The sequence below is a fragment of the Segetibacter sp. 3557_3 genome (assembly GCF_004354985.1).
Classification (GTDB): Bacteria; Bacteroidota; Bacteroidia; order Chitinophagales; family Chitinophagaceae; genus Segetibacter.
This window is the reverse complement of record NZ_SMSK01000015.1, coordinates 57,653-70,343: the sequence shown is the minus strand read 5'-3', so window position 1 is coordinate 70,343 and position 12,691 is coordinate 57,653. Positions and strand designations below refer to the sequence as shown.

Below are 12,691 nucleotides of genomic sequence, written 5' to 3'. Positions count from 1 at the left end.
GGTGGGCAGCTTTGGAGCAAACTTTAGGTCAGGCGTGACCGGACAGGTAAAGCATGTAAAAAGGAATTTGTTTTTTTTACCCTTAACATTATTATTCCTACTTTTGCCCGCGATAAAAAAGATGTAAAACCTTTGGTGTCTATTTAAAAAAATTGAGATGTCGTATTTAACAACAGAAAAAAGAGCAGCAATATTTACTGAGTTTGGCGGACAAGCCAGCAATACAGGTTCAATTGAAGGACAAATAGCCCTTCTTACTGAGCGGATCAGCCAGATTTCAAAACATTTGCAAGCCAACAAAAAAGATTTTTCTACCCATCGTGGTCTTATGAAAATGGTAGGTCAGCGTAAGCGTCTTTTAACTTATCTGCAAAAGCACAACCTTACCGGTTACCGTGCGCTGATCGAGAAACTTGGCCTAAGAAAATAACCTCTCCTCCATGATATTGATTATTCCCAACCGACATTGTCTGTTGGGAATAATTTTTTGGTGTCATTGCCAGGTAAATAATTAACCTTAACGGCGTACATTCTTTTCCCTCCTTAATCTACGCCGTTTCACCCCGAGCTATCGGGACAAAAAACGATTTTATGTTAGCCCAACCAATTAGTGTAACGTTCGACCAGGGCGATGGTCGCGAGGTTTCTATCGAAACCGGTAAACTCGCCCGGCAGGCAGATGGGGCAGTTACTGTTCGCCAGGGAAATTGTATTCTTCTGGCTACTGTAGTTGCCAATCGCGAGCCACGCGAAGGACAAGACTTCTTTCCGCTTTCGGTGGACTACCAGGAGAAGTTTGCTTCAGCTGGTAGAATTCCAGGTTCATTTTTCAAAAGAGAAGCAAGATTAAACGATTACGAGATACTAACCAGCCGTTTAATTGACCGCGCATTACGTCCATTATTTCCCGAGGATTACGTTTGCGATGTCCAGGTATTGATATCGCTGGTTTCGAGTGATACTGAGATTATGCCCGATTCACTTGCATGCCTTGCTGCCTCAGCTGCATTGGCTGTTTCTGATATACCCATTAAGGAAATGCTCAGCGAGGTAAGGATTGCCCGCGTGAAAGGCGAGATTGTTATTAATCCAACCAGAAGCCAACTGACTGAAAGCGACTACGAGTTCATCATTGCTGCCACTGAGAAGAATCTGATGATGGTAGAAGGTGAAGCAAAAGAGTGTTCGGAAGAAGACCTTATCGAGGCACTTGAAATTGCGCACGAAGCTATACGTCGCCAGATCAAGGCCCAGGGCGAACTTCGCGACAAGGCTGGTGTTACCGGCAAGCGCGATTATACCAAACCGGAAACCGACGACAACATCAGAAATAGTGTTTACGAATTTGCCAAAGACAGGGTATATGCAATTTCGAAAAGCGGCAGCGCGAAACACGACCGTTCTGAACAATATAAAAGTTTACGCGACGAAGTCATCGCTCACCTTGGCGAAGAAATTACCGACCTGCAAAAAAGACTTGCAAAGAAATATTACGAGGATCTGAAATGGGAGGTGGTAAGAAGTATGATTATTGACGATCGCACCCGTCTTGATGGTCGCGGACTTGCTGAAGTTCGTTCACTACAGATGGAAGTTGATCCTCTGCCTACCCCGCACGGTTCAGCGTTGTTTACACGTGGCGAAACCCAATCGCTTACCACCGTTACGTTTGGTACTCCTCTCGATGAATTGTTGATTGAAAGTGCTGCGAAGTCTGATTACTCAAAATTCATCCTGCACTACAACTTTCCGCCTTTTTCCACTGGTGAGGTTAAGATGATGCGTGGTGTTGGCCGCCGTGAGGTTGGTCATGGTAATCTTGCAATGCGCAGCCTTAAGCAAATGATGCCTGGTAAAGACTATGCTTACACGGTTCGTATCGTCAGCGACATCCTGGAAAGTAATGGTTCTTCGTCAATGGCAACGGTATGTGCCGGCTCTCTTGCTCTTATGGATGCAGGTGTTCCTGTTCCAAAACACGTAAGTGGAGTTGCTATGGGTCTGATCACACGTGCCGAAGATGGTAAACATGCAATTCTTACTGATATCCTTGGTGATGAGGATCACCTGGGTGATATGGACTTTAAAGTGACCGGAACACGTGATGGCATCTGTGGTGTACAGATGGATATCAAAGTAGATGGATTAAGCATGACCGTTATGCGCGAGGCACTAGCCCAGGCAAAAGAAGGTCGCTTACATATTCTTGATGCCATGTACGAATGTATTCCTGCTCCGCGTCCTGAGGTGAAGCCACATGCGCCGCGCATGGAGAAGTTGTTTGTTGATAAAGAATTTATTGGTGCCATTATCGGACCCGGTGGTAAAGTTATCCAGGAGATCCAACGTGAAACCGGCACAACCATTAACCTTGAAGAGATCGGGAACGTTGGTGAAGTGAGCATATTCTCACCTGCCAGGGAAGGTCTTGATAAAGCTGTTGCATGGATCAAAAGTATTGTTGCCGTGCCACAGGTAGGCGACGTATACGAGGCAACTGTAAAAGGCATAAAAGAGTTTGGTGCTTTCGTTGAATTTATGCCAGGTAAGCAAGGCTTGCTTCACATAAGCGAGATCAGCTGGAAGAGACTGGAGACAATGGAAGGGGTCTTAAAAGAAGGCGATGTTGTTAAAGTGAAATTGATTGGCCTTGATCCAAAAACCGGTAAGTTCAAACTGAGCCGGAAAATACTGATGCCGAAACCCGAGTTAACCAATGCTCGCGGAGGTGATGGCCGTGCCCCTGAACAAGGTGGAAGAGCGCCTCAACAATAACCTTACTAATACCTGTTACAGGTTAAAGAGTTTAGCCTGGAAGGCCTGTGAAAACAGGCCTTTCCTTTTTATCCGAATGTTATAAATGCTGATATAACCATGAACTTTATACAAATCACCGTACCTGGGGTTTCTGCTGAAGTAAACGATATCCTTGTGGCCAGGCTTTCTGATCTTGGCTTTGATGGTTTTGAAGAACGGGATGGAGAATTAATTTGTTCAGTAGGTGAAGCCAATTACGACTACGAAGCTACCTCGGCATTGCTAACCCAATACCAGGTAGAATATTCCTCAGCAACAATTGAAGATCAAAATTGGAATGCAGTTTGGGAAAGCAACTTTGAGCCTGTTTTAGTAGAAGATTTTTGTGGCATAAGGGCACACTTTCATGATCCATTTCCCAATGTGGACTTTGATATTGTGATTACCCCTAAGATGAGTTTCGGAACGGGTCATCATGCAACCACCTTTATGATGATTGCACAGATGCGGCAGTTGAACTTTATTGATAAGCAGGTTGCTGACTTTGGGACTGGGACGGGCATTCTTGCAATATTAGCTGAAAAGATGGGCGCCGGTCCTATTTATGCAATAGATGAAGATGACTGGAGCATTGAAAATGCCAGGGAGAACTTCGCAAGAAATGATTGCAACAAGATAAGCCTGGTAAAGTCTGATGCCTTTCGAACAGAAGAAACCTTTGATATTATCCTGGCGAATATTAACCGGAACGTCATTCTTGATAACCTTACACCCTTGACGCGAGCCTTAAAAAAAGATGGTTCGCTTCTGCTTAGTGGCTTGTTACAACAAGATGAAGCCGACATAAAACAAGCTTGCGAGCAACGTGATCTGGTTGTTGAAAAGGTCCTGTACAGGAACAACTGGATCAGTTTATTGCTGAAAGTTAAATAGGTTCTGTACACCAGGTAATGTTCATAAATTGGATACATATCCCTTAAATTTGTTATCCTGACTTTAACCAAGTACTGAATGAACGAGTTTTTACTAATAATTCTTGCCTACTTTATTGGGTCTATACCAACAGCTGTATGGGTTAGCCGATACTTCTTTGGTGTTGACATCCGTGACTATGGCAGCGGTAATGCAGGCGCGACGAATTGCTATCGTGTGCTTGGTTCAAAGTGGGGTACCCTGGTGATGATCGCCGACATGGTTAAGGGCATTCTTGCAACCTCACTGTTTTTGCTCATTCCATATTATATGCAGGACGAATGGGACCGAACAAACTTTATGGTTGGTCTTGGCTTAGCGGCGGTGTTGGGGCATATCTTTCCCATATGGGCAGAGTTCAAAGGAGGAAAAGGTGTAGCAACGCTCTTTGGAATGGTAGTAGCCATTCAACCCACTGTTGCAGTTTGTTGTGTCGCCGTTTTTCTTAGCGTGCTTTTCCTAACGCGATTTGTATCGTTAAGCTCTATTCTTGCAAGCATTTCTTTTGCGGTATTCATACTGTTTATCTTCAACGAAAAAGAAACTCTTTACCGTGTATTTGCGGTAACAGTAGCCCTCATGGTGATCTTTACTCACCAGAAAAACATCAACAGGTTATTAAAAGGTACCGAGAGCAAGATCCCGATTTTAAAACATCGTGATCGCAAGCGCAATCGCCGCAGGAATATGTTTTAGCCGCTTTCTATTCACTAGCTCTTCTTTTGGTTGTTCACCAATGCTTCATCTTTTCGGGAACTACAAACACCATCCATACTTTGGTAGAACTATGTTTATCTAAGTGGTATTCCCTTGCGATCACCATTGTAAGTCGACACCGTTTATTTAGGTACATTTTTTTGGGCCCAATTGGAGTGTTTCAATTGAGCATCGTTGCCCGCCCGGCTGCGCCAGTCGGACGGGCGTCGCACTCTTGTACTATAGTTACTATACGCAGCTTTAATGCATTGCTGTTTAGTTGAGCATAATGGGTAAACCACCCGGATCTATTTTCGGTCAACAGCTTGCCCCTAAGCTGAAGATCACCTGTACAAACAGCTTAACTATCCCCATCATAAAAGATGAGAACAGACATCTTCTTCAACATAGCGTTTCAAAAAAGGCAGGTTCGAATGCAGGAAATACCTGCATCAGCGGGATAAACCTAAAGATGTTCATCAGAATGGGAACATCACTGCAAACAACAACTACAGTTACCATGTACCCGTCTAATTTGGCATGTCTGTAAATAGCAGTAAAACAGCGTTGAGCACCAGCTAGTAAATCGTACTATCTTTTTGATTGCATTACCCTGAAGGGTGCCATGTATAGTAGATAACTTGATCACCCATGTAATGATAGCTGGTATTAAAAAACGGCAGCGATTAGACGTTCTTCCCGCTGATCATCTTCCATCTTATGTAAGCATAGCTTAGTATCATCAAGTGTTCTTATTATAGCATAGGCATTGTCGATTTCTTAAAGTATTCGCTGCTGCCAGCCGGCCTGGGTGCTTGGTATCATTCTTGTTTATGTGTAGCAAAATGTAAACTATGAAGAGGTCATTAACACTTGTAACCATCGCAGTTTCAATGCTTGCGATAGCTTGTGCTACAAATGCCATTACCGGCAGAAGGCAGCTATCGCTTGTTCCGGAAAATGAATTGCAGTCGATGGCGAAGTCGGAATACCAACAGTTTTTATCGCAGAATAAGGTAGTCAGTTCTTCACAAAACAAGGACGCTGAAATGGTAAGACGTGTTGGAAGCAGGATTGCTACTGCCATAACAACATATTATAAGGGTAAAGGACTTGCCAATGAGCTACAGAATTACCAATGGGAGTATAATCTTGTGGATAGTAAAGATGTGAATGCGTGGTGTATGCCCGGGGGTAAAATTGTTGTATATACCGGGTTGCTACCTGTCACACAAAATGAAGCTGCGCTTGCAGTTGTGGTTGGTCATGAAGTTGCACATGCTGTTGCAAAACACGGTAGTGAGCGCATGAGCCAGGGTTTACTGCAACAACTGGGTGGAACTGCGCTTAGTGTTGCTTTGTCCAGCAAACCTGCAGAAACACAGAACTTATTTATGCAAGCATATGGCATCGGCAGTCAGGTAGGTGTAATGCTGCCACACAGCAGAAGCCAGGAACTTGAAGCTGATAAACTTGGATTGATATACGCCGCGCTTGCCGGTTATAACCCACGTGAAGCAATTCCTTTATGGCAGAGAATGGAAGCTATGGCAAATGGTTCTAAGCCACCGGAGTTTTTGAGTACTCACCCAAGCGAACAAAGCAGGATAGCGAAGCTCCAGCAGCAAATGCCTGAAGCGTTAAAGTACTATCAGCCTATGGGTAAGTAACATTATTAGAATCTGTTATATCACAAAAGTCTCCTCATAACGGGAGACTTATTTTTTAGTGCGACTTAATTTTTTTACTTTTGCATTCCTATTTTCGATAACCCTTAAAACAAGTTTGAGGTATGTCGCACGAAAGTTTGTTTGACAAGTTGCTACTAAAAGATGAAAAAAATCTGTTAATTCAAGGGTTGCCATCTTCCATTGAAAAACAGTTTGTGAAGCTGTCTTATTCTAAAAATGTAACACCGCTTCTTCGCACAAAACGAATTGATTTTGCACTCGTTTTTGCCATTAATGTTAACCAGCTTAATGGTATTCTCTCCGAAGTATTGCCCGCCTTGCAACCAGAAGCTAAGCTCTGGATCGCCTATCCAAAATCAACAAGTAAAATCTCCAGCGACCTGAACAGGGATTGCAGTTGGGAAGTGCTTACTGCTAATGGTTTTGAAGGAGTGGTTCAGGTACCTTTAGATCATGTGTGGAGTGCATTCCGTTTTAAGAAGTCATCAGAAATCACGGCGAGGCTCAGTGAATGCCAGGAAGTGAAATCTGTCGACATTAAAGGAATTGACTTCGACAAAAATCTGATTGTTCCGCTGGCTGATCTTGAGAAGATTTTTAGCAGGCACAAAAACGCTCGTGAAGTATTTCAGGCGCTCTCAATTACTAACCAGAAAGAGTATGTAAGCTGGATTGAAGGTGCAAAACGCGAGGAGACAAAAGCGCGCAGACTTGAAGCTACTGTTGAGAAATTACTTGCAGGAAAAAAGAACCCTTCTGAAAAGTAAAATTTTTCGCTAAACACTGAGTTTATAAAAAGGCATTCACGATAACGTGGATGCATTTTTATTTTAATATAACTGTACCGAGTTGGCTGGTAATTTTTTGTTCTTCTTCTTTCAACACCTTATGAATCTTCATCAGGTTGATTTGTTCTTCAAACGATACCGATTTCTCCATGTCACGTTGATTTTCTTCAAACATCTTTTTCAGTTTTCTCAATTTAAAATAATTGACACTCATTAGGACATCCTGGCGGCTAACATCGCGGTTGTTGATGTTCATCCCTTCCATAATCTTATCCCAATTCAAACTAAGTTCAAAGGGAACAATATTGATATTTACAACGATTTTTCTCACTTCTTCATCGTCGTGGTACAGCAGGCTTTTAGCTGTCGGCTGAAAGCCTTCTTCATACTGGTTCCTATAAATCTCGTAGAGCTTTTCCATCCCGGGATTTTCGAAATGGAACTCCTGCAACTCTTCAAAGATGTACTCCGCCATTGTTTTTTCATCGTCCCACGGCTTTAACCCATATTCAAGCAAAACCCGGATAACGCTGCGTTCCTGTGCCTCATCATTGTTCAGGAGTGCGTTAATGTCCGGCTCTGCATTTTGTAGGTCATCTGTTGGAGCGTCCAACGGAGAATGCGAAGCATTCCTCTTTTCTTCTTTTGTTACCTTATCGCGTTTGAGTTTATTTACGAGGGTAGTGAGGCCACCTTCTTCAATTTTCAGGATGCCCGAGCATTGCCTTATATAGTCCTGTAATTTTGTAAAGTCTTCGGGACGATGGATTTTACTTAAAGTTTCCGCAACCTGGTTCACGACTTCAGCTTTTTTTATCGTGTCATTCCCAGCATCTTTCAACATTACCTCAAGTTGAAAGAGAATAAAGTCCTTTTTGTTTGTGTCGATAAAACTTCGAAAAGCCGAAACACCAACTTTATTTACATAGCTATCCGGGTCTTCATTGTCGGGGATAAGCACCAGGCGCACATTCAGGCTTTCTTCGATCGCCATATCCAAACCGCGAAGCGCAGCTTTTACCCCGGCACTATCACCATCATAAATGATCGTAAGATTGCTGGTGTACTTGCGTATTAATCTCAGCTGGTCTACGGTCAGGGAAGTTCCTCCACTTGCTACTACGTTCTCTATACCAGATTGGTGGAGGCTAACAACATCGGTATAACCTTCAACAAGCAGGCACTCATCCAGCTTGTCGATGGCCTGGCGTGCGAAATAGGTTCCGTATAAAAGCCGGCTTTTAACGTAAATCTCGTTTTCAGGCGTATTGATATATTTCGGTGCCTTTTCAGTAGACTTAATTACGCGTGCACCAAAGCCTGTGACCTTGCCTGTGGGATTATGTATAGGGAAAATAATACGTCCCCTATAGTTATCTACGGGCAGTTCGTTGCGTAATACTACCAAACCTGTTTTTACCAGCAGCTCCGGGTTGAATTGGTGAGCTAGTGCAGCCTTTGTAAAATCGTCTCTCTGCTCCAGGTTGTACCCAAGCTGGAACTTGTGGATGATCTCTTCCCTAAAACCACGCTGTTTCAAATAACTCAACGCGATATCTCTGCCCTCCTCAGTTTCAAATAGGTTTTTGCTGAAATGTTGCTGTGCAAAATTGTTGATTACATATAAGCTGTCTGAAGTTTGTTGTTGTTGTTTAACCTCTGGGCTTACTGCTGTTTCTTCGATCGATATATTATAACGGGCAGCTAACCATTTCAAAGCTTCAACATAGGTGAACTTCTCGTGCTCCATGATGAAGCCAATCGTATTACCACTTTTACCACATCCAAAACATTTATATATTTCCTTGGATGGTGAAACGGTGAAAGATGGTGTTTTTTCGTTGTGGAAAGGGCAATTGCCAAGGTAATTCGCACCACGCTTCTTGAGCTTTACGTATTCGCCTACCACCTCCACGATGTCGATGCGGCTTGTTATCTGTTGTATGGTGGACTGCGAAATCATGGTTAGTTGTAAATTATAGAACTTTTCGGTCCGAACGCCGACAAGGTAAAGGCTCTGTAATTATAACCCGTAATATCTTTTTTTACATCCAGTTGATCGTATTGTTACGTGGTTACAACTAAAGATTACCCCTGTTTAAATGCTACATTCTTCTTGCTTACCGGCTTTAGGCAACCTAGGCTGCTCCGAATAGTACACCAAAGTTCCTGGTTATAATTGAAGCTTTCGAACTGTAAACGAGATGAAGTCAGTTTTACTTGTTTAAGTTCCAACTCTCCAGGTAATATACTCTATAAAATTGTTTGTTGAATTTTAAAACTAGGACTGATTTAATCGAATTAGGTATTGCAACACATCGGGCTATCATTTGAGCCTTTTATTGTCCTCAGCTTATGCACAATATCAACAAAAGATTATTAACCTTGAATACTCCGCTTTTTTAATCTGAATTTTAGCTTTTCTTTGTTCTAATATTCGCCCCGGTATGATGATGGAAAAACCTGAAAATCAAAATATACACGTTCTTTTTGTAGATGACGATACAGACGAAGCTTACCTGTTTAATGAAGCCATTGAACAGTTAGGCCTTCCCGTTACCATCTCGAAAGCGCAGGATGGAAATGACCTGATGAAGATACTATCCTCAGAAAAAGAACCACTTCCCGATCTGGTATTTCTCGATCTCAATATGCCCCATAAAGATGGGGTAGAAACACTAAAGGAAATTCGCTCCAATAAGCGGTATAGTGATTTACCGGTTTTAATATTTTCAACCTCCGACATAAAGAGCCATACTGATGCATGTTATCAATATGGGGCAAATGGCTATATCGTGAAGCCTGAAACTTTCGACCAGATTCTTCAAATGGTCAAACAAATTTTTTCTGTTGAATGGAAAGAACAACAGCAGGGCAGGGGTAAAGAAAACTTCGTCCTAAATTTTTCTGCTTAGTTCAATTTATGACTCAAGGCAAACTCCACTGCCGCCATTGCATGAATCCGGGCCGTGTCGAACATCGGAACAGAAGCTGGTGTGTCCTTCAGCAGGATAGGAATTTCTGTGCATCCTAATATCACGCCTTGTGCACCCCTTGCCACCAGGCCATCCGTTATCTCCAAAAGCCTTGCCCCGGTTTCTCTCAAGAAAATCCCTTTTCCCATTTCGTTATAGATCGCGCTATTGATGTATTCGATATCTTCTTCACCAGGGATAATTGCTTCAATACCGTGCGCAGCTAACTTGTTTCTATAAAATTCCATTTGCATCACGTATTTGGTTCCGAGCAGTGCTACTTTACGTTGGTCTTGTTTTCGAATCGCCTTTGCTGTTTCTGTTGCGATGTTAATTAGCGGGATAGCTAAAGCTTGCTGCACCTGATCTGCAACTTTGTGCATCGTGTTGGCGCAGATCAGTATACAGTCGGCACCAGCTTCTTCAAGTCCTAACCCAATATCGGTGATGCATTCTGCCAGGAGATCCCAGCGATTGTCTTCGGTCAATGTTTTTATTTCGGCAAAGTTTACCGAATGTAATATGAGCTTAGCCGAAGCAACCCCACCAAGATTATCATTGATCATTTCGTTAATCATCCGATAATAGTCCAGGGTAGAGTGCCAGGTTATTCCACCTATTAAACCAATTGTCTTCATATAGTTCCTTTTTACTTTGATTAGTTCTTCGCGGTCATAAAATCCCTTCATTCAGCGAAGAATTCCTGCATTGCTGTTGTCCGATGATGCATCTGCTTCTAAACTTCAATTTTGCCTTTAAACACAAAAGTAGCCGGACCACACAGCCAAATATTTTTGAACTGTCGGTCATTTACTCTTTCAAATTCCACCGCAAGGTTCCCACCTGGGGTAGTTACGTTTACCAGGTTGAAGCCTGTTTGCTTCGGTCCTGTTACCAGGGCACTTGCGGTAACACCCGTGCCACAGCTCAGCGTTTCATCTTCAACGCCGCGTTCATAAGTGCGTACAAGAATGTGATCGTTTCGCTGTTCTACGAAGTTTACATTGATCCCGTTGCCTCGAAATTGATCATTATTCCGGATTGCACGCCCGCTATCGAATACGGGGAACGACATCACTTCGGGTACGAGTTTTACATAGTGGGGCGACCCCGTGTCGAGAACCGCATAGTCGTCGCCTGTTTCTGCAATACTTACATCCTTCATCTTGAGTTTAACCCAGCCTTTTGAGCTGAAACTTGCGTAATGTGGACCATCTACAGCGATAAAGTGATATTCCTTCTTTTTGATGCCCAGGTCAAACGCAAACTGCACAAGGCACCGGCCACCATTGCCACACATTGAACCTTCCTTTCCGTCTGCATTATAGTACACCATCCTGAAATCGTAACCCTCCACATCGTTCAACAACATTAGCCCATCTGCCCCGATACCGAATCGGCGGTTGCATAACCGGCTGACCTGTTCATTGGTGAGGGCATAATTCTTTTTTCTATTGTCGATAACTACAAAGTCGTTTCCTGTGCCCTGGTATTTGTAAAATGGAATATTCATGACGATATTTTGGAGATTATGTTCAGGCATTTCTGAATGAGTAGTTCTACTGCTCTGCTGCTATCTTTTGAAAAGGTTTTATGTATTCGGTTTGCAACTATGGCGCTAATGCTGAGGCATTGGTGGCCCAGTAGTTTCCCCAGGCCATATAATGCACTCGTTTCCATTTCGAAGTTCGCGATTCTATGCTGCCCAAATTGAAAACTGCTGAAGTGGTTGATGAGCTCTGGATTGCTAAGCCCGAGCCGAAGCACCCGACCCTGCGGTCCGTAAAACCCGGGACAGGTTACGGTTATTCCCGGGTGGAAACCTTCAACAAAATGCTTGAGCAACGAGGTGTTTGCCGGGTTGATGTATGGCGGTGAAAAGTTGGCGTTCAACTGGGTATGCGCAACAAATTGTTGTAGGATCTGCTGTTCTAATTCACTGTTTTCGGTCCGGTAAAAGGTAAGAAGGTTATCCATACCCAACCCATGCGTAGATACCACTGCACTATCTATAGGGATGTCATCCTGTAAGGAAATGGCAGTTCCAATACGTATAATGGTAAGTTGTTTGACACTTTGTTTTTCTGTTCGGGTTTTGAAATCGATGTTAGCAAGTGCATCGAGTTCGTTAAGCACAATGTCGATATTATCAGGCCCGATGCCGGTAGAAATCACGGAAACCCTTTGATTACCTAACATGCCGGTGGTCGTAACAAAACCGCGGTTGGCGCTTTTGTGTTCGATACTGTTGAGGTATTTCGTTACGTCCTGTAGCCTGTTCGGATCGTCAACGGTAATGATTGTTGGTGCAAGTTCTTCAGGCAGCAGGTCGAGGTGGTAGATGGCACCACGGTCATTTAAGATGAGTTCGCTTTCGGAAATCCTTTGCATGCTGCCTGCGCTTGAAGGTATTTAGGGGTGTGAAGATACCAATTTTGAATTTTGAGTTTTTGATTTAACGCGTTTGCCCTATTTTCGCAGCCGGCAAAACGGTCCTGTGGCCGAGTGGCTAGGCAGAGCTCTGCAAAAGCTCGTACAGCGGTTCGAATCCGCTCGGGACCTCCGAAAAGGACTACAGCAATGTGGTCCTTTTTTCATTTTACGTAGCCATGTGAAAGCAGGGCCACATAGCAGTACTTTCATTTAGATTCCCGGCACGGCTGGTGCAACTTCTCCTGCAGAAGGATGATCTGTTCCGGATATGACCAGAAGCTGCCTACAGCCCGACCGTCGTACACACACGGATAGCCAACAACAAACGGTTCGCTGATTAAGGCTGAACCGATCGGGACAATCCTATTACTTATAAAAG

General features: G+C 43.4%; 11 protein-coding genes and 1 tRNA gene. 8 read left to right on the top strand and 4 right to left on the bottom strand.

What is annotated here, in order from left to right; all coding sequences use genetic code 11:
- Positions 1–157 precede the first annotated feature (157 nt).
- The 6 genes from rpsO to EXU57_RS19020 all read left to right on the top strand — a co-directional run bounded on the left by rpsO (position 158) and on the right by EXU57_RS19020 (position 6,883).
- Entirely contained in the window at positions 158–430 is a 273-nt protein-coding gene (gene rpsO / locus EXU57_RS19045; RefSeq protein WP_133269840.1) for a 30S ribosomal protein S15, read from the top strand.
- Positions 431–591: 161 nt separating this feature from the next.
- Positions 592–2,775: a polyribonucleotide nucleotidyltransferase gene (locus EXU57_RS19040; protein ID WP_133269839.1), complete on the top strand. Its 2,184-nt coding sequence runs from the start codon at positions 592–594 to the stop codon at positions 2,773–2,775.
- A 99-nt stretch (positions 2,776–2,874) separates the two neighbouring features.
- The gene (gene prmA, locus EXU57_RS19035) at positions 2,875–3,690 is read left to right on the top strand and encodes a 50S ribosomal protein L11 methyltransferase (protein ID WP_133269838.1); all 816 of its coding nucleotides are present in this window, start codon (positions 2,875–2,877) and stop codon (positions 3,688–3,690) included.
- Between the two features lie 78 nt (positions 3,691–3,768).
- Positions 3,769–4,425, top strand: coding sequence for a glycerol-3-phosphate 1-O-acyltransferase PlsY (gene plsY / locus EXU57_RS19030; protein ID WP_133269837.1), 657 nt, complete (start codon positions 3,769–3,771; stop codon positions 4,423–4,425).
- Between the two features lie 854 nt (positions 4,426–5,279).
- Complete coding sequence (locus tag EXU57_RS19025; protein ID WP_133269836.1) at positions 5,280–6,095, top strand: M48 family metallopeptidase; 816 nt, start codon at positions 5,280–5,282, stop codon at positions 6,093–6,095.
- A 122-nt stretch (positions 6,096–6,217) separates the two neighbouring features.
- On the top strand, positions 6,218–6,883 hold the full coding sequence (locus EXU57_RS19020) for a YdeI/OmpD-associated family protein (RefSeq protein ID WP_133269835.1): 666 nt from the start codon (positions 6,218–6,220) through the stop codon (positions 6,881–6,883).
- A gap of 58 nt (positions 6,884–6,941) precedes the next feature.
- Here EXU57_RS19020 and dnaG read toward each other — a convergent pair whose 3' ends face one another.
- Entirely contained in the window at positions 6,942–8,867 is a 1,926-nt protein-coding gene (gene dnaG / locus EXU57_RS19015; RefSeq protein ID WP_133269834.1) for a DNA primase, read from the bottom strand.
- Between the two features lie 484 nt (positions 8,868–9,351).
- Here dnaG and EXU57_RS19010 point away from each other — a divergent pair, with 484 nt between their 5' ends.
- Positions 9,352–9,819 carry a response regulator gene (locus EXU57_RS19010; protein WP_133269833.1) on the top strand — a complete coding sequence of 156 codons (468 nt, stop codon included), beginning with the start codon at positions 9,352–9,354 and terminating at the stop codon, positions 9,817–9,819.
- On the opposite strand, the gene EXU57_RS19005 is transcribed toward EXU57_RS19010, so the two are convergent.
- From EXU57_RS19005 to EXU57_RS18995, 3 genes are read right to left on the bottom strand one after another with little or no spacing between them, the layout of a single operon-like run.
- On the bottom strand, positions 9,816–10,568 hold the full coding sequence (locus tag EXU57_RS19005; RefSeq protein WP_243745661.1) for an aspartate/glutamate racemase family protein: 753 nt from the start codon (positions 10,566–10,568) through the stop codon (positions 9,816–9,818). The two genes, EXU57_RS19010 and EXU57_RS19005, sit on opposite strands and share 4 nt — an antisense overlap.
- Positions 10,569–10,615: 47 nt before the next feature.
- On the bottom strand, positions 10,616–11,392 hold the full coding sequence (gene dapF / locus EXU57_RS19000; RefSeq protein WP_133269832.1) for a diaminopimelate epimerase: 777 nt from the start codon (positions 11,390–11,392) through the stop codon (positions 10,616–10,618).
- Positions 11,389–12,270: a nucleoside phosphorylase gene (locus tag EXU57_RS18995; RefSeq protein ID WP_133269831.1), complete on the bottom strand. Its 882-nt coding sequence runs from the start codon at positions 12,268–12,270 to the stop codon at positions 11,389–11,391. Before EXU57_RS18995 ends, dapF begins: the two co-directional genes overlap by 4 nt.
- 100 nt (positions 12,271–12,370) lie before the next feature.
- Between EXU57_RS18995 and EXU57_RS18990 the strand changes: the two genes are divergently transcribed.
- Positions 12,371–12,441 (top strand) — tRNA-Cys (locus EXU57_RS18990).
- Positions 12,442–12,691: the final 250 nt, after the last annotated feature.